The sequence below is a fragment of the Pseudomonas sp. MNR3A genome (genome assembly GCF_009650575.1).
In the GTDB taxonomy this organism is placed as follows: domain Bacteria; phylum Pseudomonadota; class Gammaproteobacteria; order Pseudomonadales; family Pseudomonadaceae; genus Aquipseudomonas; species Aquipseudomonas machongensis.
Window position 1 is genome coordinate 129442 of record NZ_VZZS01000002.1, and the last position, 24795, is coordinate 154236.

At 63.2% G+C, this 24795-nt stretch carries 22 protein-coding genes and 1 pseudogene; 7 read left to right on the forward strand and 16 right to left on the reverse strand.

All coding sequences use genetic code 11. From position 1 onward, the window contains the following. Nucleotides 1–151 precede the first annotated feature (151 nt). Both msrA and F6X62_RS00835 read left to right on the forward strand, forming a co-directional pair. Complete coding sequence (gene msrA / locus F6X62_RS00830) at nucleotides 152–820, forward strand: peptide-methionine (S)-S-oxide reductase MsrA (protein ID WP_054892161.1); 669 nt, start codon at nucleotides 152–154, stop codon at nucleotides 818–820. A 7-nt stretch (nucleotides 821–827) separates the two neighbouring features. After that, nucleotides 828–1442, forward strand: coding sequence for a glutathione S-transferase (locus tag F6X62_RS00835; RefSeq protein WP_153772513.1), 615 nt, complete (start codon nucleotides 828–830; stop codon nucleotides 1440–1442). Between the two features lie 141 nt (nucleotides 1443–1583). Here the strand turns inward: F6X62_RS00835 and creD are convergent, their stop codons facing one another. The 4 genes from creD to F6X62_RS00855 form a co-directional block, all read right to left on the reverse strand. Next, nucleotides 1584–2912 carry a cell envelope integrity protein CreD gene (gene creD, locus F6X62_RS00840; protein ID WP_153772432.1) on the reverse strand — a complete coding sequence of 443 codons (1329 nt, stop codon included), beginning with the start codon at nucleotides 2910–2912 and terminating at the stop codon, nucleotides 1584–1586. Nucleotides 2913–3018: 106 nt separating this feature from the next. Beyond that, complete coding sequence (gene creC, locus F6X62_RS00845) at nucleotides 3019–4452, reverse strand: two-component system sensor histidine kinase CreC (protein ID WP_153772433.1); 1434 nt, start codon at nucleotides 4450–4452, stop codon at nucleotides 3019–3021. Next, nucleotides 4452–5132 carry a two-component system response regulator CreB gene (creB, locus tag F6X62_RS00850; protein WP_153772434.1) on the reverse strand — a complete coding sequence of 227 codons (681 nt, stop codon included), beginning with the start codon at nucleotides 5130–5132 and terminating at the stop codon, nucleotides 4452–4454. Before creB ends, creC begins: the two co-directional genes overlap by 1 nt. Nucleotides 5133–5265: 133 nt before the next feature. Further along, nucleotides 5266–5769: an ATP-dependent zinc protease gene (locus F6X62_RS00855; RefSeq protein WP_054892157.1), complete on the reverse strand. Its 504-nt coding sequence runs from the start codon at nucleotides 5767–5769 to the stop codon at nucleotides 5266–5268. A gap of 194 nt (nucleotides 5770–5963) precedes the next feature. Between F6X62_RS00855 and F6X62_RS00860 the strand changes: the two genes are divergently transcribed. Then, the gene (locus tag F6X62_RS00860; RefSeq protein ID WP_153772435.1) at nucleotides 5964–6851 is read left to right on the forward strand and encodes an acyltransferase; all 888 of its coding nucleotides are present in this window, start codon (nucleotides 5964–5966) and stop codon (nucleotides 6849–6851) included. Between the two features lie 30 nt (nucleotides 6852–6881). On the opposite strand, the gene F6X62_RS00865 is transcribed toward F6X62_RS00860, so the two are convergent. The 8 genes from F6X62_RS00865 to F6X62_RS00900 all read right to left on the reverse strand — a co-directional run bounded on the left by F6X62_RS00865 (nucleotide 6882) and on the right by F6X62_RS00900 (nucleotide 16622). Beyond that, the gene (locus tag F6X62_RS00865) at nucleotides 6882–7445 is read right to left on the reverse strand and encodes a DUF2780 domain-containing protein (protein ID WP_153772436.1); all 564 of its coding nucleotides are present in this window, start codon (nucleotides 7443–7445) and stop codon (nucleotides 6882–6884) included. Between the two features lie 172 nt (nucleotides 7446–7617). Next, nucleotides 7618–8817: a formaldehyde dehydrogenase, glutathione-independent gene (fdhA, locus tag F6X62_RS00870; protein WP_054892154.1), complete on the reverse strand. Its 1200-nt coding sequence runs from the start codon at nucleotides 8815–8817 to the stop codon at nucleotides 7618–7620. Nucleotides 8818–9083: 266 nt separating this feature from the next. Continuing rightward, entirely contained in the window at nucleotides 9084–9941 is an 858-nt protein-coding gene (gene purU / locus F6X62_RS00875) for a formyltetrahydrofolate deformylase (RefSeq protein ID WP_153772437.1), read from the reverse strand. A gap of 12 nt (nucleotides 9942–9953) precedes the next feature. Further along, the gene (locus F6X62_RS00880) at nucleotides 9954–10586 is read right to left on the reverse strand and encodes a sarcosine oxidase subunit gamma (RefSeq protein ID WP_054892152.1); all 633 of its coding nucleotides are present in this window, start codon (nucleotides 10584–10586) and stop codon (nucleotides 9954–9956) included. Between the two features lie 150 nt (nucleotides 10587–10736). After that, nucleotides 10737–13754: a sarcosine oxidase subunit alpha gene (locus F6X62_RS00885; protein ID WP_054892151.1), complete on the reverse strand. Its 3018-nt coding sequence runs from the start codon at nucleotides 13752–13754 to the stop codon at nucleotides 10737–10739. Further along, complete coding sequence (locus tag F6X62_RS00890) at nucleotides 13751–14086, reverse strand: sarcosine oxidase subunit delta (protein WP_054892150.1); 336 nt, start codon at nucleotides 14084–14086, stop codon at nucleotides 13751–13753. The genes F6X62_RS00885 and F6X62_RS00890 overlap by 4 nt, the downstream gene beginning before the upstream one ends. Before the next feature lie 16 nt (nucleotides 14087–14102). Continuing rightward, nucleotides 14103–15353, reverse strand: a complete 1251-nt coding sequence (locus F6X62_RS00895) for a sarcosine oxidase subunit beta family protein (protein ID WP_054892149.1) — start codon at nucleotides 15351–15353, stop codon at nucleotides 14103–14105. A 15-nt stretch (nucleotides 15354–15368) separates the two neighbouring features. Then, nucleotides 15369–16622 (reverse strand): serine hydroxymethyltransferase, encoded by a 1254-nt coding sequence (locus F6X62_RS00900; RefSeq protein WP_054892148.1) that lies wholly within the window; start codon nucleotides 16620–16622, stop codon nucleotides 15369–15371. A 270-nt stretch (nucleotides 16623–16892) separates the two neighbouring features. Here F6X62_RS00900 and F6X62_RS00905 point away from each other — a divergent pair, with 270 nt between their 5' ends. Beyond that, nucleotides 16893–17933 carry a low specificity L-threonine aldolase gene (locus F6X62_RS00905; protein ID WP_153772438.1) on the forward strand — a complete coding sequence of 347 codons (1041 nt, stop codon included), beginning with the start codon at nucleotides 16893–16895 and terminating at the stop codon, nucleotides 17931–17933. A 98-nt stretch (nucleotides 17934–18031) separates the two neighbouring features. Here F6X62_RS00905 and F6X62_RS00910 read toward each other — a convergent pair whose 3' ends face one another. Both F6X62_RS00910 and F6X62_RS00915 read right to left on the reverse strand, forming a co-directional pair. Beyond that, nucleotides 18032–18334 carry a cell division protein ZapA gene (locus F6X62_RS00910; protein ID WP_054892146.1) on the reverse strand — a complete coding sequence of 101 codons (303 nt, stop codon included), beginning with the start codon at nucleotides 18332–18334 and terminating at the stop codon, nucleotides 18032–18034. Next, nucleotides 18331–18561, reverse strand: a complete 231-nt coding sequence (locus F6X62_RS00915) for a hypothetical protein (protein WP_054892145.1) — start codon at nucleotides 18559–18561, stop codon at nucleotides 18331–18333. Before F6X62_RS00915 ends, F6X62_RS00910 begins: the two co-directional genes overlap by 4 nt. A 269-nt stretch (nucleotides 18562–18830) precedes the next feature. On the opposite strand from F6X62_RS00915, the pseudogene F6X62_RS25530 reads away from it, so the two are divergent. Continuing rightward, nucleotides 18831–19595 (forward strand): annotated as a pseudogene (locus F6X62_RS25530) (MCP four helix bundle domain-containing protein); the annotation flags it as partial. Next, nucleotides 19587–20450 carry a methyl-accepting chemotaxis protein gene (locus F6X62_RS25535; protein WP_371926193.1) on the forward strand — a complete coding sequence of 288 codons (864 nt, stop codon included), beginning with the start codon at nucleotides 19587–19589 and terminating at the stop codon, nucleotides 20448–20450. The pseudogene F6X62_RS25530 and the gene F6X62_RS25535, both read left to right, overlap by 9 nt. Nucleotides 20451–20507: 57 nt before the next feature. Here the strand turns inward: F6X62_RS25535 and gbcB are convergent, their stop codons facing one another. Further along, nucleotides 20508–21608: a glycine-betaine demethylase subunit GbcB gene (gbcB, locus tag F6X62_RS00925; protein WP_054892143.1), complete on the reverse strand. Its 1101-nt coding sequence runs from the start codon at nucleotides 21606–21608 to the stop codon at nucleotides 20508–20510. Nucleotides 21609–21904: 296 nt separating this feature from the next. Between gbcB and gbcA the strand changes: the two genes are divergently transcribed. Further along, nucleotides 21905–23197 carry a glycine-betaine demethylase subunit GbcA gene (gene gbcA / locus F6X62_RS00930; protein ID WP_054892142.1) on the forward strand — a complete coding sequence of 431 codons (1293 nt, stop codon included), beginning with the start codon at nucleotides 21905–21907 and terminating at the stop codon, nucleotides 23195–23197. Nucleotides 23198–24022: 825 nt separating this feature from the next. On the opposite strand, the gene F6X62_RS00935 is transcribed toward gbcA, so the two are convergent. Continuing rightward, nucleotides 24023–24793, reverse strand: coding sequence for an electron transfer flavoprotein subunit beta (locus F6X62_RS00935; RefSeq protein WP_054892141.1), 771 nt, complete (start codon nucleotides 24791–24793; stop codon nucleotides 24023–24025). Between the last annotated feature and the right edge of the window lie 2 nt (nucleotides 24794–24795).

Below are 24795 nucleotides of genomic sequence, written 5' to 3' on the forward strand. Positions count from 1 at the left end.
GGCGCGCAAACCTCGGGCACTATAGGGGCCATGTGAGCCTCTTCGCGGGCAAGCCCGCTCCTACAATGGCAGGCTGCAATGCAACCCTGCAGGAGCGGGCTTGCCCGCGAACAAGCCACAACCGCTCCCACTGTCAGACAGAGGAACAATCATGGTCCTGCGCTCGGAAATCCTCGTGAACAAAAACGTCATGCCCACTGCCGAACAGGCCCTGCCCGGCCGCGAAACTCCCATGCCCCTGCCCGAATTCCACTACGTGTTCGAAGGCACCCCGCTGCTCGGCCCATTCTTCGAGGGCAGCATCGACTTCGCCATCTTCGGCCTGGGCTGCTTCTGGGGCGCCGAACGACGCTTCTGGCAGCGTGAAGGCGTGGTCAGCACCGTGGTCGGCTACGCCGGCGGCTTCACCCCGAACCCGACCTACGAAGAGGTCTGCTCGGGGCTGACCGGCCACACCGAGGTGGTACTGGTGGTGTTCGACAAGGACAAGGTCAGCTACCGCGAACTGCTGGCGATGTTCTGGGAACTGCACAATCCGACCCAGGGCATGCGCCAGGGTAACGACATCGGCACCCAGTACCGCTCGGCCATCTATTGCACCTCGCCCGAGCAATTGGAGCTGGCCAAGGCCAGCCGCGATGCATTCCAGGCCGAGCTGAACAAAGCCGGTTTCGGTGAGATCACCACCGAGATCGACCAGGCGCCGACCGTGTACTTCGCCGAGGCCTACCACCAGCAGTACCTGGCCAAGAACCCCGAAGGCTATTGCGGCATCGGTGGCACTGGCGTGTGCCTGCCGCCCAGCCTGCAGGGTAATTGACATGGGTATGGTGCTGTTCCATGCGCCGCTGTCGCCTTTCGTGCGCAAGGTCTTGCTGGTGCTGCACGAGACCGGTCAGCTCGACCGCGTACGCCTGCAAACCGTCAACATCAGCCCGGTGAGCGGTGACGAGCAGCTCAACCAGGACAATCCGATCGGCAAGATCCCGGCCCTGCGCCTGGAAGACGGTAGCGTGCTGCACGACAGCCGGGTGATCTGCGAGTACCTCGACAGCCAGCACGTCGGCAACCCGTTGATCCCCCACGAGGGCTCGGCGCGCTGGCGGCGCCTGACCCTGGCCTCCCAGGCCGATGCGATCATGGATGCGGCGGTGTCGAGCCGTTATGAAAGCTTCCTGCGTCCTGAGGACAAGCGCTGGGATGGCTGGCTGCAGGCGCAGTCACAGAAAATCCGCCGAGGCCTGGCGGATCTTGAGCAGCATCACCTGGCAGAGATCGCCTCCGGCTTCGATATCGCCGCGATCGGCGTGGCCTGCGCGCTGGGCTACCTGGACCTGCGCCAGCCGGAGTTCGGCTGGCGTGAACAACAGCCTGGGCTGGCTGAATGGTATGCCCAAGTGAGCCAGCGCGCGTCGATGCTGGCTACCGTGCCGGTCGCCTGAAACCCCTTCGCGGGCAAGCCCCTCCCACAGACATATCCCCTCTGTAGGAGCCAGCCTGTCCGCGAATGCTTCACCCCGGCCTGGCAGGAAACAACGCCCCCACCCGAACCGCCAGCCAGCGCCCGATTGCCTTGTCCTCTCTCATGCCGCCCTCCCCACCCGCGACCAGTCCAGCCGCCGGGTCAGCACCATGAACACGCCAAGCAAGCCAAAGCACAGCAGCGAGCCCATCAACAGCGCATAGTCCTCCGCGCTCAGCAGCCCGTACAGCAGCCCATACAGCGCCGCCAACCCCGCCGCAAAACCCGCCCCGCGTAACGGGCTGTGCAGCACATGGCTCAAGTAAAAGCCGATCAGCAGCACGCAGGCCCCTGCCGACAAGCCATAGGCCAGGCCAAAACCCAGGTGTTCCGACAGTGACAGCAGCAACAGGTAGAACAGCGCCAGCGCCGCCCCCACCAGCACGTATTGCATCGGGTGCACGCTGAGGTTCTTCAACACCTCGAACAGGAAGAAGCCGGCAAAGGTCAGCGCGATGAACAGCAGCGCATACTTGATCGCACGCTCGCTCCTGAGGTACTGGTCCACCGGATCGACGAAGCTCACACCGAAGGTGCGCCCACTGAAATCCGCGCACTTGTCCGCACCGGCGCATTGGCGCAGCGCGTCTTCCAGGTTGGTGGCAAAGAACGAGGTCTGCCAGCGCGCGGTGAAACCCTGGGCATCGATCTCACGACTGGCCGGCAAGTAGCTGCCGATGAAGCTTGGATGGGGCCAGTCGGCGTGCATCTCGACCCGGCTGCTGCGCCCCACTGGCAGCACATGGAGTTGTCCGGTGCCCTGCAACGCCAGGTCGAAGGCATAGCCGAACTCGCGGGCAGCCTGGCCATCCAGCCCCGGCAGGGTGACGTGCACTCCACCGGCCATCCAGTCCAGGCCGGTTCCCGCTTCGAACGGCAGGCGCTGATCGTCGAGGTTCAGTTCCAGGGCGTTCTCGATGCCACGGATATCGCTGATGCCCACCACCATGAACGGCTTGTCGAACCGGTAGTCTTCGTAGTCCTTGTCGACGCCCCAGCGCTCAGGCAGCTTGAAGCGGCCACTGACACGGTTCCTGGCATGGAACAACCGCGCCTGGTAGATGCCGCGGACGCGCAGTTCGGTATCGACCTGGCTGTCGACCTCGAAGGTTTCCGGCAGGAAGTACAGGTGGCCGCTGACGGTGCTGGTTTCCTGCACACTCTTGCCGTCCTTGTCGATCCAGCGGCGCTGGTACTTGCGGTACGGCACCACCAGCAGCGGGCCGCTGATCTGCTGGTCGAAGCTCGAACTCTGGGCGATGTCCTGCAGCACACCATCGCGCACGGCCTGACGTTCATCGATCAGGCCACTGATCATCAACAGAGGGATCAATAACAGCAGCATCAGCAGGACGATCATGCCGAGCTTGAAACTCAGGGGCTTGTTCATGGGGCTTTGGCTCCAGTTGTGATGGGCGCAGCTTGCGCCGCGCTCATGGAGCCGATAGGGAGGGTTTGTGCAGATTGTGTGGAGATGACGAGGCGGACAGCAGGAATCAGCTCACGCGCCGCGCAGGCAGCCACAGCCTGACCCGCACCCCGCCCTCGACGTTATCCACCGCCAGCGCTCCGCCATGCAGTTGCATCACTTCCTCGACAAAGTTGAGCCCAAGCCCGGTGCTCTTGCGCCCGGTGCCTGGCCGGGGCAGGGAATAGAAGCGCTCGCTGACCCGCTCGATGGCGTAATCCGGAATCGCCTCCCCCTGGTTGAACAGGCTCAATGCAACCCGATCACCGTCGTGCACCAGCTCGAACGACAAGGTGCCGCCTGCCGGCGTGAAGTCGAGTGCGTTGTCCACCAGGTTTGCCAGCGCCTGACGCAGCAAGAAGGGGTCGCACAGCAACAACACCCCGCCCGTCACCTGTTGCCTGATCTGCAATCCGGCACTGTCGATCCGCGCCGCATACCCGTGCAGCAACTCGTCGACCAGTGCAGCGAGCGGCACCAGCTGTTCATCCTCCAGCGCCTGCATCTGCTCGACCCGCGCCAGATTGAGCAAGAGTTCGATCATCTGCTGCAAACGCTCACTCTCGCGTTCGATATTGCTGGCAAAACGCGCCCGCTGCTCATCCGGCATCGGCCCCTGCAACAGCTCGGAAGCCCCACGAATCGCCGCCAACGGGCTTTTCAGCTCATGGGTGAGGGTATGCACATAGCGCTCGACATACGCCTTGCCCTCCAACTGTGTGCGCATGCGCTCCACCGCCGTGGCCAGTTGCAGCAGTTCACCGCCCTTGTAGTGCGGCAGCGCCGCGCGCTCGCCCTCACTCACCGCCTGGGCGTACCGGGTGAGACGGCGCAACGACCGCGCCAGCCACCAGGACAGCGCAGCGCCCACCAACAGCCCAAGCACGATCAACCCCAGGCCGAGCGTCAGCAAACGTTGCTCGGAGCGGTCGATATAGGGCTGTAGCGAACTGTTGGGCTTGGCCACCGTCACCACACCGATGACCTGGCCGTTGTCCATGATCGGTGCCGCCACATGCATCACCGAGGTGCTTTCGTCGTCCGGGTCGCTGCGGGTCGAACGCGCGCCATATTGGCCGCGCAGGGTCAGGTAGACGTCGTTCCAGCGCGAGTAATCCTTGCCCAGGGCCTGGCCACTGGAGTCGAGCAGGACGATGCCCTTGGCGTCGGTGACATAGATACGGTGGCTGACCTGGTTTTTCGCCAGCCCCCAGATATCCGCACCTGGGCGGCGCTGCCCGTAGGATTCGAGTACTTGAGGCAGACGACTTTGCCCAAGCGTGCCGGCCTTTACGTCATCGTGAAGGATTTCTGCCAACAGGTTGGCGGTGTCCACCAGGGTTTCCTCGGAAGACTGGCGCACCACCGGGCGAATCTGTTCGCGCACGGTATTGAGCAGGAAGTAACCCGACAACCCGACGAACAGGAAGTACACCAGAAAGATCCGGATCCCCAGGCGCATCAGGCGTGATCCGGGCTGTAGCTATAGCCCAGGCCGCGATGGGTCTGGATCGGTTCGGCATCGCCAGACACCAGGCGCAACTTGGCGCGCAGGCTCTTGATGTGGCTGTCGATGGTTCGCTCGTAACCGGCATCTGAAGCCACGCCCAGCCCGTCGAGCAATTGCTCGCGGCTGAACACCCGACGTGGTTGCTCGAGCAGGCATTGCAGCAAGCGGAATTCATGGCGAGTAAGCGTCAGCGCCTGGCCACGATAGAGGATGCGCATCCCCAGCGTATCGACCTCGAACAGCTTCGCATCGACTGCCGTCTCGGCTCTGGGCGCCATGCGCTTGAGGATCGCCCGCACCCGCGCAGCCACCTCGCGCGGGCTGAACGGCTTGACCACATAGTCGTCGGCACCGATTTCCAAGCCTACGACCCGGTCGATCTCACCATCGCGGGCACTGAGGAACATCACCGGCACCTCACTGAAGCGACGCAGCTGGCGGCAGGTTTCGAAACCACTGATATCGGGCAGGCCGCTGTCGAGGATGACCAGGTCGGCCGGGCGCTGGCGCATCTGTTCGAGCGCGGCGCTGCCCAGGGTCACCCAGGTGGTGCTATGGCCGTCGGCCTGGAGGGCGTAGACCAAGGTGTCGGCGATGGCGGACTCGTCTTCGACGATGAGGATGTGGGGCATGGGTGAGGCTCTGAGGGGCTGGTCGTCGATTGTCTGACCGAGCCCCTTCGCGGGACAAGCCCACTCGCACAATTGCAGGCTGACGCTGCAGCTGCGGGGATCGGGCTTGCCTGCGAGAGGCCAGGCCGGACGATCAGCAGTCCGGCTTGTCCGCCGTATACCGCCGTGCCGGGTTCACCGCCGCCTTGAACTCACGCAACGCCTTGGCGCCGATCAGCAGCGGGTAGTTGAAGTTGCTGCGGTCGGTCAGGTTGACCTCCACCGTACGCTTGACGTCACCCAGGCACAGCTCCAGGTCCACCACCGGGCGGCGGGCAGCCTCGGCCGGTTCGTCCTCGTCTTCCTCATCGCCTGAGCGGGCCTTGATCTTGCTGATGCGCGCCACCTTGTGTTCATAGACCTTGCCGTCGGCATCCTTGGTCGCCAGGCGGAAACGCACCCAGTCCTCGCCGTCGCGGGTGAAGGTCTCGATATCCTTGGCCGACAGCGATGCGGTCAGCGCGCCAGTATCCATCTTGGCCTTGAGGGTCTGGCCGATCTCGGGGAGCTTGATGTACTCGTAGCGGCCATAGAGTGTCGGCTCGGCGGCCATCACCGGCAACGCCAGCAGCGACAGGAGGGCAAGCAGTGGTTTCACGGGAAGCATTCCTTGAGATGAGACAGTGCTTAGACTACGCGGGGAGGATAGGTTCGTTGTCACAGCCTATCCAACATAATGTGAAACATTTGTACCTTCCATTGGGCACTGGACGTTTGGCGTAGGACGTTACCCTGCTTATCATTGCCAACCGCAAATCTCACACAACACTTTCATACAACAAGAGTCTCCTTATGCGTCGCCTGCTGACCGGCATCCTTACAACTGTCCTGCTGCTGCTCAACACCCTCGTGTTGATCTGCCCGCTGATGGTCTTCGCCCTGCTCAAGCTGGTGCTGCCCGGCCGTGGTCGCGACTATGCCTCCTGGGCGGTGATGTGGATCGCCGAGACCTGGTCGGAAATCGACAAGGCCATCTTCGCCCTGTGCATCCCCACGCAATGGGACATCCGCGGTATCGAGACGCTGAACGCGAACACCTCCTACCTGTGCGTCAGCAACCATCAGAGCTGGGTCGACATTCCCGCACTGATCGAAAGCCTCAACCGCCGTGTGCCGTTCTTCAAGTTCTTCCTCAAGAAGGAGCTGATCTGGGTACCGCTGCTGGGCCTGGCCTGGTGGGCGCTGGACTACCCCTTCATGAAGCGCTACAGCAAGGCCTTCCTCGACAAGCACCCCGAGCTCAAGGGCAAGGACCTGGAAATCACCAAGGCCGCCTGCGAGCTGTTCAAGCGTCAGCCGGTGACGGTGGTCAACTACCTCGAAGGCACGCGCTTCACCGAAGCCAAACGCGAACAGCAGCAATCGCCGTACAGCCACCTGCTCAAGCCCAAGGCCGGCGGCGTCGCCTTCGTGCTCGCCGCACTGGGCGAGCAACTCGACGCCCTGCTCGATGTGACCATCGTCTACCCCGGCAACAAGGCCCCAGGGTTCTGGGACCTGCTCAACGGCAGCATCAGCCGGGTCATCATCGACATCCGCGTGCGCGAGCTGGACCCGGCATTATGCGAAGGCGACTACGAGAGCGATCCGGCGTTTCGCCAGACCGTGCAGGCCTGGGTCAACCAGCTGTGGGAAGACAAGGATCAACGCATCGAGCAACTGCGCGCAGAGTTGCGCTGAGCCTGGCGTTGCGCGAAACCCGCAGCAGCGTCAGACCGATGGCACCGCTGTCGCCGGGCTGCCCCACAGGCTGCCCAGGTTCTGCAGCAACGAGCCGGCAATGCCCTGTTGCCCCAGATATTGCAGGATCAACGGCGCGAACTGGCCAATCATGCCGGTATCCATGCCCAGCGCCTTGAAGGCGTTATCCAGGTCGTTGCGATTCTCGACATTGCCCAGGGCATTGCTTAGCGCCGACGAGCGCTGGCTGTTCTGCCCCAGCAACTCGCCCAGCCCGTTGAGCCCGCCCAAGGCGTTGGCACCGGACAACAAGTCAAGACCGGGCACCGCCTTGGTCAACTGGCCATAGTCGTCATTGCTCAGGTTGTTGCGCGCAAGGCCCAGCATGGCGCCAGCGCCGCCGACAGCCTGTTCGGGGGTGATCTTCAGTTCGCTGCCCAAGGTATTGAGCAGATTGGCCTGGGCGGCCGGCGCCTGGACCTGGCCTTTCGGGGTCTGCATGGCCGAGACGGCGTTGGCGGCATCGTTGAGGTTGAAGGCGAACACCGGGCTTGCGGCCAGGGTCATCAGGATTGCCAGGGTGAATGCTTTCATCGGAGGACCTCGTAGGCCGGGATGGCCTGGGAAACGAGGCGTTGGACTGGGGGGCTGGAGCTTTGTTCCGGGCCGGATGTCGGTAAGGGACGAACCCGCCCCCACAGGCAGTCACCCCACCTGTGGGAGCGGGCTCGTCCCGCGATTGGCCCGCAAAGCGACGCCAAAGGCCTCAGGCAGCGCTGAAGGTCCTGTGCGGATCGATCACGAATTTCTTCGGCACGCCCGCATCGAACTCGCCGTACCCTTCCGGCGCCTGGTCCAGGCTGATCACCTGAACACCGACCACTTCGGCAATATTGATCCGATCCCACATGATCGCCTGCATCAGCTGGCGGTTGTACTTCATGGTCGGGGTCTGGCCGGTGTGGAAGCTGTGCGACTTGGCCCAGCCCAGGCCGAAGCGGATGCTCAGCGCACCGATCTTCGCCGCCGCGTCCACCGCACCCGGATCTTCGGTCACGTACAGGCCCGGAATACCGATCTTGCCGGCCACACGGGTGACCTGCATCAGCGAGTTGAGCACGGTCGCCGGAGCCTCGTGCTTGGCGCCTTCATGGCCGTGGCCGCGGGCTTCGAAGCCTACTGCATCGACGGCGCAGTCCACTTCAGGCTCGCCGAGGATGTCGATGATCTGCTCGTGCAGCGGCGTGTCCTTGGACAGATCGACCACCTCGAAGCCCTGGGACTTGGCGTGGGCCAGGCGCAGCGGATTGAGGTCACCCACGATCACGCACGCGGCGCCCAGCAGGCGTGCCGAAGCGGCAGCGGCCAGGCCGACCGGGCCGGCGCCAGCCACGTAGACGGTGCTGCCCGGGCCGACGCCCGCGGTGACAGCGCCGTGGTAGCCGGTGGGCAGGATGTCGGACAGGCAGGTCAGGTCACGGATCTTCTCCATGGCCTTGTCGCGGTCGGGCAATTTCAGCAGGTTGAAGTCGGCGTACGGTACCAGCACGTATTCAGCCTGGCCGCCGGTCCAGTCACCCATGTCGACATAGCCGTAGGCACCGCCGGCACGGGCCGGGTTGACGGTCAGGCAGACGCCGGTATGCATCTCCTTGCAGGAACGGCAGCGCCCGCAAGCAACGTTGAACGGCACCGACACCAGGTCGCCGATCTTCAGGCGCTCGACATCCCGGCCCAACTCGACGATTTCACCGGTGATTTCGTGGCCGAGCACCAGGCCGACCTGAGCGGTGGTGCGGCCACGGACCATGTGCTGGTCGGAGCCGCAGATATTGGTGGAGACCACCTTGAGGATCACGCCGTGCTCGATCTTCTTGCCGCGTGGATCCTGCATCTTGGGGTAGTCGATCTTCTGCACCTCGACCTTGCCTGCGCCGAGATACACCACTCCACGATTACCAGACATGCTCTTACCTCGCTTGATTTGTATTTATGCAGCGGTGGTTGAAGCGCCGCCATCCTTGGGCGGCCTGTGTTACTGGAATGAGGGGAATTGTGGGCTTGATGGGGGATGTCGCAGTGACTGGATGCGACAGGGGGTTGTCTGTTTACGGCAGGTCGAAAGCGGTGATGCCATTCGCGGGCAAGCCCGCTCCTACAGGCACAGTGCCGTTCTCAGACACGCGATCCCCCGTAGGAGCGGGCTTGCCCGCGAAGAGGCCAGTGCAGGCGTCAGAGAACCACAGTCCGGTTGGCATTGAGGAACACCCGCCGCTCGATGTGATACCCCACCGCCCGCGCCAGGGTCAGGCATTCGATATCGCGCCCCTTGGCGATCAGATCTTCGGGATAGTGGCTGTGATCGACCACCTCGACGCCCTGGGCGATGATCGGCCCTTCGTCGAGGTCATTGTTGATGTAGTGCGCGGTCGCACCGACCATCTTCACACCCTTGTTGTACGCCTGGTGATAGGGCTTGGCGCCCTTGAACCCCGGCAGCAGCGAGTGATGGATGTTGATCGCCCAGCCATCCAGGCGCCGACACAGCTCTGGCGACAGCACCTGCATGTAGCGGGCGAGAATCACCAGTTCGGCTCCGGTTTCCTCGATCACCTTGAGCACCTTGCGCTCCTGGCCCGGCTTGTCGTTCGGGTCGAGCGCGAAGTGGTAGTAGGGGATCTTGTGCCAGTGCGCCAGCGGCTCCAGGTCGGGGTGATTGGAGATCACTGCGACCACCTCCATGCCCAGTTGGCCGATGCGCTGGCGATACAGCAGGTCGTTCAGGCAATGGTCGGCCTTGGACACCATGATCACCACCTTGGGGCGGTGATTGGGTGCAGTCAGCTCGAAGGCCATGCCGAACGTTTCGCTGCGCTCGGCGAACCCGGCACGGAAGGCATCTTCATCGAAACCCTCAGGTGCGCGGAACTCGACACGGATGAAGAAACGCCCCGACAGCCGGTCATCGAAGGAATGGTGCTCGGTGACGTAGCAGCGCTGCTCGAAGAGATGACGCGTGACCACATCGACCGTGCCGAGCATGCTCGGGCAGTCGGCGGTGAGAATCCAGGTGTCCGGTGCCCGACTCATGATCTGCGCTCCTTATGCCTCGATGGCCAGGCCGTACTCGGCCGATGCGTCCTGCAGCCACAGCCACCAGTAGTCGGAGAAGCTGCGGCGGATCACCAGTTCCCAGGTGTCTTCGGCAGTACGGCGGATCACCAGTTGCGACTTGGCGAACACGGTACCCACGGCCTTGCCGACCGGGAAGTTGTTCGGGTGTACATCATAGCTGGTGGATTTCATCAGCACGTCGCGCACGTTCGGGCCGCGCAGCTCGAGCAGGGTCTGCCCGCCACTGACATTGACCACCTGGACGTGCTGGCCTTCGAGGGCATCGCGCAGCTTCTGCTCGACGCTGAACTCCTGGCCGCCCGGGACGATCAGCAGCCATTCGTCGGGGCCCACCCACTGCAACGACATTTCACTGTTGGCGACCACCGTCAGCGCCACCGGCAGCTCCAGGCCCAGGGCCTTGTGCACAGCACCGGCGAATTGCGGGTCATGGCCGTCGCCACGAAGGGTCAGGTGACCGAGGAATTTCTTCTCGCGCAGGGTCACGCCTGCGTTGTTGCGGCCCTTTCCGACCAGGCTGGCCAGGTCTGCATGGTGCAGCGGCGATTGGGCCTTGGCATCACTGCCGGGGTTCTGCTGGAAGACGTTGATAGCGCTCATTTCTTACCTGCCTTGAATTCTTGTGCGACGCGACCCGAGACCCTGTGGGAGCGGGCTTGCCCGCGAAGAGGGCGGTGAATGCACCATCGCATTCGCGGGCGAGCCCGCTCCCACAGGGACCTCATTCCAACCAGGAGTACTGGCTGGGCCTCAAACGTTCTGCCGCTCACCCTTCGGATCGAAGAACACCGAAGACACGATCTCTGCCTCGATCACGCTGCCATCGGCCTGCGGCGAATAGACCCGCTCGCCGAGGCGCTTGAGGCCACCCTTGACCACGCCCATGGCGAACGAATAGCCCAGGGAGTTGGCCTTGTAGCTGGAGGTGACGTGACCGACCATGTCCATCGGGATTGGCTGCTTGGGATCGAATACCAGCTGGGCGCCTTCAGGCAGCCACACGTTCGGGTCGACAGGCTTGAGGCCAACCAGTTGCTTGCGGTTCTCGCGGGTGGTGTCCTCGCGGTTCATGCCGCGCAGGCCAATCCACGAGTACGGCTTGTTGCGGCCCACGCACCAGCTCATGTTGAGGTCGTCCGGGGTCATCGAGCCGTCGGTGTCCTGGCCGACGATGATGAAACCCTTCTCGGCGCGCAGCACGTGCATGGTCTCGGTGCCGTATGGCGTGAGGTTGTACTGCTTGCCCGCCTCGATGATCTTTTCCAGCACGCCCATGGCGTAGTTGGCCTGGACGTTGACCTCGTACGACAGCTCGCCGGTGAACGAGATACGGAACACTCGCGCCGGTACGCCACCGACATTGCCTTCCTTCCAGCTCATGAACGGGAAGGCGTCCTTGTCCAGGTCGATGTCGCTGATCTGCTCCAGCAGCTTGCGGCTGTTGGGGCCGGACAGGGTCATGGTCGCCCAGTGGTCGGTGACCGAGGTGAAATACACCTTCAGCTCCGGCCATTCGGTCTGGTGATATAGCTCCAGCCACTGCAGCACACGGGCGGCACCGCCAGTGGTGGTGGTCATGATGAAGTGGTTGTCGCCGACGCAGGCGGTCACGCCGTCGTCGAAGACCATGCCGTCTTCCTTGCACATCAGGCCGTAACGGGCCTTGCCCACATCGAGCTTGGTCCAGGCGTTGGTGTAAACGCGGTTGAGGAACTCGCGCGCATCCGGGCCCTGGATATCGATCTTGCCGAGCGTGGAGGCATCGAGCAGGCCCACGCTGTCACGTACTGCCTTGCACTCACGTGCCACGGCGGCGTGAATGTCTTCGCCAGGCTTGGGGAAGTACCACGGGCGCTTCCACTGGCCGACATCCTCGAACTCGGCGTTGTTCTTCACGTGCCAGGCGTGCAGCGCGGTGAAGCGCACCGGCTCGAACAGGTGGCCACAATGACGGCCCGCCACCGCGCCGAACGTGACCGGCGTGTAGTTGGGGCGGAACATGGTGGTGCCCATTTCCGGAATGGTGATACCCAGCGAGCGGGCGGCGATGGCCAGGCCGTTGATGTTGCCCAGCTTGCCTTGGTCGGTACCGAAGCCCAGCGCGGTGTAGCGCTTGACGTGCTCGACCGACTCGAAGCCTTCGCGGGTGGCCAACTCGATGGCGGCCGCAGTGACGTCGTTCTGCTGGTCGACGAACTGTTTCGGCGCGCGCGCAGTGCCCTTGTCGTGCGGCACCTGGAACAGCGCCACAGTGGCCTCTTCCTTGCGTTGCAGGGCCTTGGGCAGGCTGCCGACGCTGGCCTTGAAGCCGGCCTCGGTGGCGGCGCGAGCACCCCCTTCGAAGCCATCGGCGAGGGTGTCGCCCAGCGCATAGACGCCGTTCACGCCACCGACGCACACGCGCTTCTGCGGCGCGTCGCCCGGCACGAAGCCGAGGATATCGTCACGCCAGACCGGGCGTCCGCCCAGGTGCGAAGCCAGATGCACCACCGGGCTGTAGCCCCCGGAGGTGGCCACCAGGTCGCATTCGAGCCATTCGCCAGGGCTGGTGACCTTGTGCGCAGGCACATCGATGGCCGCCACACGGGCACCGGTGACGTGCTTGCCGCCACGGGCTTCGATCACCGCGCTGGAGGTGAGGATGCGGATGCCCTTGGCACGCGCCTCCTCGACCAACGAACCGCGAGGATTGTGGCGCGCATCGGCGATGGCGATCACCTGCAGGCCGGCATCGTGCCAGTCCAGGGCGGTGCGGTAGGCATGATCGTTGTTGGTCGACAGCACCAGCTTGCGGCCCGGCGCCACGCCATAACGGCGCACATAGGTGGAAACCGCTCCGGCCAGCATGTTGCCCGGCAGGTCGTTGTTGCCGTACACCAGCGGACGCTCGTGGGCGCCGGTGGCCAGCACCACACGCTTGGCCCGCACACGGTGCACACGCTGGCGTACCTGGCCGATCGGCGCGCGATCGCCGAGGTGGTCGGTGAGGCGCTCGTGGATAGTCAGGAAGTTATGATCGTGATAACCGTTGACCGTGCTGCGCGGCAGCAGGGTGACTTCCGCCAACCCCTGCAGCTCGGCAAGGGTCGCAGCCACCCAGTCGGCGGCCGGCTTGCCATCGAGGGTCTCGCGGCTGTCGAGCAGGCTGCCGCCGAACTCTTCCTGTTCGTCGGCCAGGATCACCCGTGCACCGCTGCGGCCAGCTGCCAGTGCGGCGGCCAGGCCTGCCGGGCCCGCGCCGACGATCAGCACGTCGCAGTGCTGGTTCATGTAGTCGTAGCTGTCCGGGTCGTTCTGCAGCGGTGCACGGCCCAGGCCCGCCGCCTTGCGAATGTACTTCTCGTAGGTCATCCAGAACGACTTGGGATACATGAAGGTCTTGTAGTAGAACCCCGGCGGCATCATGTTGCCGCCGACCTTGCCAATGATGCCCATGACGTCGTTGTTGACGTTCGGCCAGCCGTTGGTGCTGCTGGCCACCAGGCCCGAATACAGCGCCTGCTGGGTGGCACGCACGTTGGGGATCTGGGTGGCTTCGCTGGAGCCGATCTGCAGGATGGCGTTCGGCTCTTCGGTACCGGCGGCGATGATCCCGCGTGGGCGCGAATACTTGAAGCTGCGCCCGACGATCTCGACACCGTTGGCCAGCAGCGCGGCGGCCAGGGTATCGCCGGCATAACCCTGGTAGGTCTTGCCGTTGAAGGTAAAGTTCAGAACCTTGCTGCGGTCGATGCGACCGCCGCTGGCGAGGCGATAGACCTGGCTCATACTTTTTCTCCCTGGCCCTTGGCGGTCGCCGGTGCGGCGCTTTGTCTGGATGCGGCGGTCACCTGAGGTTTCTCACCGATCTTGTAGGTTTCGAGAATCTCGTAGGTCACCGTGTCGCGGGTCACATTGAAGTACTGGCGGCAACCTGCGACGTGGTCCCACAGCTCATGGTGGATACCGCGCGGGTTGTCGCGGAAGAACATGTAGGTACCCCACTCTTCGTCGGAGCAGGCGTTCGGGTCCAGCGGGCGGGCGATGTGCGCCTGGCCTGAAGCGTGGAATTCTTCTTCGGAGCGCAGCTCGCCGCAGTGGGGACAGAAGATTTGCAACATGACGATTGTCTCCGGGTCAGTGGGCGACGGCAGCAGCGCCGTGTTCGTCGATCAGCGCGCCGTTGTAGAAACGGTCGATGGAGAAAGGCGCGGCCAGCGGGTGCATCTCGCCCTTGGCCAGGCTCGCCGCAAAGACGTTGCCCGAACCTGGCGTGGCCTTGAAGCCGCCCGTGCCCCAACCGCAGTTGAAGAACATGTTCTTGACCGGAGTCTTGGAGATGATCGGGCAGGCATCCGGGGTGGTGTCGACGATGCCGCCCCACTGACGGTTCATGCGCACGCGCGACAGGATCGGGAACATCTCGACGATCGCCTGCAGGGTGTGTTCGATGATCGGGTACGAGCCACGCTGGCCATAACCGACCCAGCCGTCGATGCCGGCACCGATCACCAGGTCGCCTTTGTCGGACTGGCTGATGTAGCCGTGCACGGCGTTGGACATGATCACCGAGTCGATGATCGGCTTGATTGGCTCCGACACCAGTGCCTGCAAGGGGTGCGACTCCAGCGGCAGGCGGAAGCCAGCCAGCTTGGCCATGTGCCCGGAGTTACCGGCGGTGACCACGCCGACGCGCTTGGCACCGATGAAACCCTTGTTGGTTTCCACACCGATCACAGCACCGTTCTCCTTGCGGAAACCAATGACTTCGGTCTGCTGGATCAGGTCCACACCCAGGGCATCGGCGGCCCGGGCGAAGCCCCAGGCGACCGCATCGTGACGGGCTACGCCGCCGCGACGCTGCACGGTGGCGCCCAGAATGGGGTAACGGGTGTTCTTCGAACAGTCCAGGTACGGGATCTCGGCTGCGACCTGGTCGGTGAGGATCAGCTCGCCGTCGACGCCATTGAGACGGTTGGCGTTGACCCGGCGCTCGGAATCACGGATGTCCTGCAGGGTGTGGCACAGGTTGTAGACGCCGCGCTGGGAGAACATCACGTTGTAGTTGATGTCCTGCGACAGGCCCTCCCACAGCTTCATGGCATGCTCGTAGAGGTGCGCGGACTCATCCCACAGGTAGTTGGAACGCACGATGGTGGTGTTGCGCGCGGTGTTGCCACCACCCAGGTAACCCTTCTCGACCACCGCGACGTTGGTAATGCCATGTTCCTTGGCCAGGTAGTAGGCCGTGGCCAGGCCATGACCACCGCCGCCAACGATGACCACGTCGTAGACCTTCTTGGGAGTTGGCGTGCGCCACATGCGCTGCCAGTTCTCGTGGTGGCTGAGGGAGTGCTTGAGGAGGCCGAAGCCCGAATAGCGTTGCATGGTGTTCTACTCCACTCAGCGGTAGACCGGGAAGTCGGCGCACAGGGCGGCGACGTTCTTGGCGACATCGGCTTCGACGTCAGCGTCGCCCAGGTTGTCCAGCACATCGCAGATCCAGCCAGCCAGCGCCACGCACTGGGCAACCTTGAAGCCGCGGGTGGTGACGGCCGGGGTGCCGATGCGCAGGCCCGAGGTGACGAACGGCGACTGCGGGTCGTTGGGCACGGCGTTCTTGTTGACGGTGATGTGGGCGCGGCCGAGGGCGGCGTCGGCATCCTTGCCGGTCAGGCCCTGGCGAATCAGGCTGACCAGGAACAGGTGATTGTCGGTGCCGCCGGAGACCACGTCGTAGCCACGCTCGATGAACACCTGGGCCATGGCCTGGGCATTCTCGATGACCTGCTTCTGGTAGCTCTTGAACTCGGGCTCCAGCGCCTCCTTGAAGCACACCGCCTTGGCGGCGATCACGTGCATCAGCGGGCCGCCCTGGGCGCCGGGGAACACGGCGGCGTTGAGCTTCTTCTCGATCTCTTCGTTGGACTTGGCCAGGATCAGGCCGCCACGCGGGCCGCGCAGGGTCTTGTGGGTGGTGGTGGTGACCACGTCGGCGAAAGGAATCGGATTCGGGTACAGGCCCGCAGCGACCAGGCCGGCAACGTGGGCCATGTCGACGAACAGCAGCGCACCGACTTTATCGGCGATCTGGCGGAAGCGTGGGAAATCGAGGGTTTTCGAGTAGGCCGAGAAACCTGCGACGATCATCTTCGGCTTGTGCTCGACGGCGAGGCGCTCGACTTCGTCGTAGTCGATCAGGCCGGTATTGGTGTCGATTCCGTATTGAACGGCGTTGTAAAGCTTACCCGAGGACGACACCTTGGCGCCGTGGGTGAGGTGACCGCCGTGGGCCAGGCTCATGCCCAGGATGGTGTCACCGGCCTGCAGCAGGGCGAGGTAGACCGCACTGTTGGCCGAGGAGCCGGAGTGCGGCTGGACGTTGGCGTAATCAGCGCCGAACAGCTGCTTGGCGCGCTCGATGGCCAGTGCCTCGACCTTGTCGACGTGCTCGCAACCACCGTAGTAGCGCTTGCCCGGATAGCCTTCGGCGTACTTGTTGGTCAGGCCGCTGCCCTGGGCCTGCATCACGCGCTTGCTGGTGTAGTTCTCCGAGGCGATCAGCTCGATGTGATCTTCCTGGCGCTGTTCCTCGGCATTCATCGCCGCCAGCAGTGCATCGTCGTAACCCTGGATCTGGTCTTGCTTGCTGAACATCGTGTTTCTCCCGGCAGCGATCGCTTCTTGTCTGATGAGGGTCTTCTCACCCTTTGCAGCGATGGTATGACTGGGCCGGAGGGCACAGATGCCTGCGCGCGCCTTGCAATGGCGCGTTTACGACATTGTGGTGCAGGTGCCGTGGCGCCCCTGCAGGAGCGGGCTTGTCCGCGAAGAGGCCGGCACTGACACCCCACACCCGGCTTGTATAGGCAACTGCTGAATCGATGGTTTAGAGTGCTGCCTTGCGTCGTAAAAAGGACAGGCGTCATGACCGATAACAACCAACAATTCGCCAGCGACAACTATTCCGGCATCTGCCCCGAAGCCTGGGCGGCGATGGAAAAGGCCAACCAGGGCCATGAGCGCGCCTACGGCGACGATCAGTGGACCGAACGCGCCTCGGAATACTTCCGCAAGCTGTTCGAGACCGACTGCGAGGTGTTCTTCGCCTTCAACGGCACGGCCGCCAACTCCCTGGCCCTGGCCTCGCTGTGCCAGAGCTACCACAGCGTGATCTGCTCCGAGACCGCCCACGTCGAAACCGACGAATGCGGCGCGCCTGAGTTCTTTTCCAACGGCTCCAAGCTGCTGACCGCACGCAGCGTCAACGGCAAGCTGACCCCGGACTCGATCCGCGAGGTCGCGCTCAAACGCCAGGACATCCACTATCCGAAGCCGCGCGTGGTCACCATCACCCAGGCCACCGAAGTCGGCAGCGTGTATCGCCCCGACGAGCTCAAGGCGATCAGCGCCACCTGCAAGGAACTGGGCCTGAACCTGCACATGGACGGCGCACGCTTCTCCAACGCCTGTGCGTTCCTCGGCTGTTCGCCGGCGGAGCTGACCTGGAAGGCGGGCGTCGATGTACTGTGCTTCGGGGGCACCAAGAACGGCATGGCGGTGGGCGAGGCGATCCTGTTCTTCAACCGCGAACTGGCCGAAGACTTCGACTATCGCTGCAAGCAGGCCGGGCAACTGGCCTCGAAGATGCGCTTTTTGTCGGCGCCCTGGGTCGGGCTGCTGGAAGACGGCGCCTGGTTGCGTCACGCACAACATGCCAACCATTGCGCGCAATTACTGGCTTCGCTGGTCCGTGATCTGCCGGGTGTCGAACTGATGTTCCCGGTGGAAGCCAACGGGGTGTTCCTGCAACTGCCGGAGTTCGCCATCGAGGCCCTGCGTAACAAGGGCTGGCGCTTCTATACCTTCATTGGCAGCGGCGGCGCACGCTTCATGTGCTCATGGGATACCCAGGAAGCACGCGTGCGAGAGCTGGCGGCGGATATCCGCGCGATCATCGGCGGCTGAGCAAGAGGGCTCGCGGCGGGAGCGGGCTTTTCCGCTCCCACGCAGAACGCGTCAGCTCAAGATCATCAGCAGGACAGTCGTCCTGCCTAGAGCCTGGTTCAGGCCTCGCCAATGGTCCGGGCGATAGCGTCCACCGCAGCATCCACCTTCGCCTGGGTGCGCTCCAGCGTCTGCGCGTGCTCGCGCTGCAGTTCGATCTGCTTGGAGCACAGGTTCAAAGCTGCCAGCACCAGCAACTTGTCGCCGATCAATGTGGGGTAGTTGCGCTTGGTCTCGGCCAGAGCGACGTTGAGCATGCGCACGGCCTGCGAGAGCGTCTCTTCCTGGCCCTCGGGCGCCTTCAGCGAGTAGTCGGTGCCGAGAATGTTCACCACATTGATCGGCTGCGCTTGCAGTCTCATGCGCCTACGACACCTGCACTGGCACGCTCGACCAGCGCCTGGATACGTGCGGCGGTAGCGCCGTGCTTCTCTTCCTGCTCCATCAGCGACAGCTGCAGGGTCTCGTTCTCTTCCTTGGCCTGGGCCAGTTCCTGGTCGAGCTTCTGGTTCTGCTCGGTCAGTTGCGCGTTCTTGTGCATCAGGTCGCCGACCAGTTGCTCCAGTTGATTCAGGGATGCTTCCAACATGCGTCTATCTCGGTTGTTGCAAAGGGCGCACACGATAAAGAAAAGCTCGCGCCCCCGCCATTAAAAATCAGGTAAGGGAGGGTGTGTTCCGGCAGATTGACAGGCTTGCGGGCACCTTGTTCCGGCCTGGATCAACCGCCTGTCAGGAAGAACGAGTGTAAATCCTCGTTTAGCCCCCCGTTGCCTAAAGACTCGTGCGTTCCGACCGATAGGCAGGTAGGTCAAATTCCTTCGCATGGACGCGAGCCTTCCCTCCGGATCTCGACGTCATGTCCCTACGCAATCTGAATATCGCCCCACGCGCCCTGCTCGGCTTTTCCCTGATCGGTGTGCTGATGCTTAGCCTGGGTATTTTTTCACTCATCCAGATGGGCAACATCCGGCAGGCGGGCATCATCATCGAGCAGGTCAATGTCCCGAGTATCAAGCTGCTGGACGAAATGACCGCGCTCAACCTGCGTCTGCGCACCCTGTCCTATCGCCTGCTGGTCAACCGGGAATCCCAGGCCGATACCATTCGCCTGATGGACGAACGCAACGCCCAGATCGACAAGGCCCGCAGCGCCTACGCGCCACTGATCGCCGAGCCTGAGGAACAGGCCGCATTCGACCAGTTCGGCCAGTTGCTGACACAGTACCGCCAGCTCGAAGCGCGCATGCGCAGCCTGAGCCAGGCCGGCCAGCTCGACCCTATGCGCGAGATGCTCAACCGCGACCTGCTGGCCAACTCGGACCAGATCAACAAGGCCATGGAACACCTGCTGCAGATCAACACCGCGCAGACGCGCAAGACCAACGAGGAAGCCGCACGCCAGTACGACAGTGCCTTCATGCTGGTGATCGGCCTGCTGGTCGCTGCCACGGTGCTCACACTGCTGTTCGCCCTGATCCTGACTCGCAGTATCGTGCGTCCGATCGACGACGCCCTGCGCGCCGCCGAGCAGATCGCCGAAGGCGACCTCACCCAACACGTCACCACAGACGGCACCGACGAAGCCGCTCGTCTGCTGCAGGCCATGGCCAAGATGCAGAACAAGCTGCGCGACACCCTGCAACTGATCGCAGGCTCTGCCACCCAGCTCGCCTCGGCCGCCGAGGAGCTCAACAGCGTCACCGACGAAAGCGCGCGCGGCCTTGCCCAGCAGAACAACGAGATCCAGCAGGCAGCGACTGCGGTTACCGAGATGACCAGCGCTGTCGAAGAGGTCGCACGCAATGCCGTCAGCACCTCGGAGGCCTCGGGTGAAGCCAGCCGCTCCGCTGGCGATGGCCGCGACCTGGTGATCGAGACGGTCGGCGCCATCGAGCGCATGAGCAGCGACGTGCAGACCACCGCCAGGCTGATCGAGGACCTGGCCGGGCAGTCCCGCGATATCGGCAAGGTGCTGGACGTGATCCGCGGCCTGGCCGACCAGACCAACCTGCTGGCACTCAACGCCGCCATCGAAGCGGCACGTGCCGGTGAAGCTGGACGGGGCTTCGCGGTGGTAGCCGACGAGGTGCGGGCATTGGCCCACCGCACCCAGCAGTCGACCAGCGAGATCGAGCGGATGATCGGCAGCATCCAGGGCGGCACCGAGCATGCGGTGGAATCGATGCGCACCAGTACCGATCGAGCCGAATCGACCCTGAACATCGCTCGCGGCGCTGGCCTTGCATTGGACACCATCACCAGCGCCGTGGCGCAGATCAACGAACGCAATCTGGTGATCGCCAGCGCCGCCGAGGAGCAGGCTCAGGTGGCCCGCGAAGTGGACCGCAACCTGGTGAACATCAATGACCTGTCGGTGCAGAGCGCGACCGGCGCACACCAGACCAGCATGGCGAGCGCCGAGCTGTCACGTCTGGCGGTGGATCTGAACGGGTTGGTGGCGCGGTTCAGGACCTGAACACGCAAATCCTGCAGGAGAGGCGGTTCGCCGCTCCTGCAGGTACGGTGCAACGGATCAATACTCGATCCGCACATCCCCCTTGGGCACGCTGCAGCATGACAGGATGTACCCTTCGGCTTCGTCTTCCTCGGTGATCCCGCCGTTGTGGTCCATCTCTACCTCACCGCCGAGCTTGAGCACCTTGCAGGTGCCGCAGATGCCCATGCCGCAGGCCTTGGGAATCATCAGCCCGACCTTCGCCGCCGCCGCGTGCACCGTCTCGCCCGGGGCGATGCGGATGCTCTTCTCGCTGCCGACGAACTCCACCAGGTTGAGGTCGGCCACATCCACTTCCGGCGCCTCGGCGGCCGCTTCGGCGTGCTCGACCGCATCGGCCTTGGCCTCGGCCGGCGTCGCACCGAACGATTCCTCGTGGTAGTTCTTCATGTCGAAGCCGACCGCTTCGAGCATGCGCTTGACCGCGTTCATGTAGGGCGTCGGGCCACAGCAGAAGATCACCCGCTCGAGATAGTCCGGCGCGATAAGCTCCATCAGCCGTTGGTTCAGGTAGCCGCGATAGCCCGCCCAGGGCTCGCCCAGGCCGTGCTTCTCGCAAATGATGTGCAGGCTGAAGTTGGGGATGCGCGAGGCCATGTGTTCCAGCTCGCGGTGATAGATGATGTCCTTGGGTGAGCGGGCGCTGTGCACGAACACCATGTCGACGTTGGCGTTGGTGTCGTAGAACCAGCGCGCCATGGACATCACCGGGGTGATGCCGACGCCGCCGGAGAGGTACAGCGCCTTCGCGGCCGGGAAGTCGATGGCGTTGAACAAACCGACCGGGCCGTGTACGGGAAGCTCTGCGCCCTCGTGCATGGTGTCGTGGAGGAAGTTCGACACCAGCCCGCCAGGCACGCGCTTGACCGTGATCGAGAAGCTGTAGGGGACTGAAGGCGAGCTGGAGATGGTGTAGGAACGCATCACCGGCTTGCCTTCGATCTCCAGCTCCAGCGTCACGAACTGGCCCGGCTTGAAGAAGAACATGATCGGCTGGTCGGCCATGAAGCAGAAGGTGCGCACGTCCCAGGTCTCCTGGATGACCTTGACGCAGCGCACGATGTGGCGGCCGTTGGCCCAGGTCTGGGTGGTGACCGGATTGAGGAAGGTTTCGGACATGTTCTTCTCCAGCAGCCGACTATCGGCCTTCTTATGGTTGCGATAATGCGCAACGCCGAGACGTCGCACATTCCCATCCGCGACATCGGCGTGCTTATCGCGACCAGCCCCGAGGTACAAGGGCTGGCGCGTCGGAATTCGATTCGGCCATGTCGCCCATGGATATGGTTCGCGAACGGCGCGAACGCACACTCCTCGGCAAATAGAACCGCTGTTCTTTCGCTGACAGCCTTGCGCCAACCACAACAACGATTAGCCACCTTTCGCCGGCCGACAACGGCCTTGAGGATATAACGATGGACGTCACCGCAACCCTGAGCCTGGGCGATCCACTGGAACCTGCACGCAAGGCCACCGCCGAGATGCTGCAGACCCGCGAGCGGACCTACTCGCTGCCGCAGCCGTTCTACTGCGACGAGCGCCTGTTCCAGATCGACATGCAGGAGATCTTCCACAAGGAGTGGCTGATCGCGGGAATGACCTGCGAGATTCCGGCGAAAGGCAACTACCTGACCCTGCAGATCGGCAAGAACCCGGTGATCGTGATTCGCGGCACCGAAGGCAAGGTCCACGCCTTCCACAACGTCTGCCGCCACCGCGGTTCGCGCCTGTGCGTCAGCGACAAGGGCAAGGTGGCCAAGCTGGTCTGCCCATACCACCAGTGGACCTACGAGCTCGACGGCCGCCTGCTGTTCGCCGGCACCGAGATGGGCGCCGACTTCGACATGAATCAGTACGGCCTCAAGCCGATCAACGTGAAGACCGCTGGCGGCTACATCTTCATCAGCCTGGCGGAAAATCCGCCGGCCATCGACGAGTTCCTCGCCACGCTCGACCACTACATGGAACCGTACGACATGGAGAACGCCAAGGTGGCCGTGCAGACCACCTTGATGGAAAAGGCCAACTGGAAGCTGGTCCTGGAAAACAACCGCGAGTGCTACCACTGCAACGGTTCGCACCCGGAATTGCTCAAGACCCTGCTGGAGTGGGACGACACCAACGATCCGCGCGCCGACCAGGCGTTCAAGGACCACGTCGCCGCGTCCGCCGCTGCCTGGGAAGCCGAGAAGATTCCATACCTGCACAAAAGCCATGGCCTGCGTAACCGCATCGTGCGCATGCCACTGCTCAAGGGCACCGTATCGATGACCATGGACGGCAAGCAGGCGTGCAAGAAGCTCATGGGCCGCATCAAGAACCCCGACCTGGGTTCGATGCGCATCCTGCACCTCCCGCACTCCTGGAACCACTGCATGGGCGACCACATGATCGTCTTCACGGTGTGGCCGATCAGCGCCCAGGAAACCATGGTCACCACCAAGTGGCTGGTGCACAAGGATGCCGTCGAGGGCGTCGATTACGATCCCGAGCAGATGCGCAAGGTGTGGGACGCCACCAACGACCAGGACCGCCGCCTGGCCGAAGAGAACCAGCGCGGGATCAACTCCACCGCCTACCAGCCGGGCCCGTACTCCAAGACCTACGAGTTCGGTGTGGTCAACTTCATCGACTGGTACAGCAACCGCGTCCTGGCCAACCTGGGTGCAGAGCCCGCGCCATACCTGAAGGAAGTCAAGGTTCAGTAAGCCTTCACGGAGGGTGATAAACGCCACGGCCGAGTGATCGGCCGTGGCGTTTTACATCGTAATCCAGAGGAACTGAACATGTTATCCACAGAGTTGTTCAGATGGGCTGTGGACAGGAATCGAATATCTGCCGAAAGCCGATTGATCATTATTTGATCAAATCCTTGCAAGCCTTTGATTCAAAGGCCTGCAGGCAATATCGAACACCTTGTCCACAGATACGCCAACAGATTTTGTGAGCACATGCAGGTCTGTTGGAAAAGTGCTGTGGATAATGGCCCAGGAGCCTTATCAATCATGATCTTGAGAGCGATCATCGGGGTTTTGATCAATTATTGATCATTATCTTGCAGGCCAATGAAATCAAGGCATCTAGCGGTTGCCCAACATATTATCCACAGAGCCGCCAACAGTGATTGTGGGAAACATTATGGGAATGACCCGTGATTGCCACGGGCGATTCACGAAGCGGGCTGTATGTTTTTTGATCAATCCTCTACAGGCATTGATATCAAAGGGCTGTAGAGAAGCGCGAACACTTTATTCACAGGGTCGCGAACAGTTTTGGTGGGCAACTCTCGTCTTGGTGAAGACCGGGCGTTCGGCGGGTGCGGTACCTCTGGGGGCAGATGTCTTGTTCAAAGTCTAAAGACCAGCCCAATCCCATTGGGAGCAACTGTCTTGCTCAAAATCTAGAAGCCAGCCCAATCCCAGTGGGAGCGGCGGTTCGCCGCTGCGACTTGTCCCGCGAACACGGGCGTAGCCCGTGCCAGGCAGTGCGATGTTCTTTTCGCGGGCAAGCCCGCTCCTACAAGCCCCAACCAGTCAGCGCAACACGCCTTCCTCCACCAACAACTTGAGGATCGCCTCGGCGCCCTCCTGTGGAGAAACATCCTTGAGCACCTTGCCGCCGCCACCGCTGGCCTTGGCCGTGGCCGCCTTCATCCGGTCGGCACCGCTCTTGGCCTTGATCACCTTGAGCCGCTTGGGCCGCGGGCGGGCAGGCTGCAAGGCGTCGCCTTCGAGCAACTGATCCTCCACCACCGCCACGTTACGCGCTGCCAGCACACCCCGCCGTGCAGGGCCAAAGGCGCTCTGGCGCGGCTTGGGCGCCGCGTTATCCACAGTCGCCAGCAACGGCAGGCGCACCTTCAACCGGCGTCGTTGACCGCGCGGCAAGGCTTGCAGGACCTGGGCGGTGCCATTCTCGATCGACTCCACCTCGGCCAGGCCCACCACCAACGGCCAGCCCAGCCGCTCGGCCAGCAGAAATGGCAACATGCCCGAGCCTTCACCCGTCTCGGCCTGGCTGCCGGTGAGCACCAACTGGGCACCGGCATCGCGCAGGTAATCCCCCAGTACCCCCAGCACATCGGCCCCCGCAGGCTGCTCGAGCACATCCAGATGCTCCAGGCCCATACCCAGATAGGCGCGCAGGGCCTCTTCGCGCGGGTCGCCGGCATGCACCACCTGCAAGTTATCCCCAGCCAGTTGCAAGCCCAATTCGACAGCGCGTGCATCCTGCTCGGCGCGGCGGGCGCGGCCAGAGCTGGGGTGGGCACCGATGGAAACCAGGCTGATGACTTTCGTACTCATGC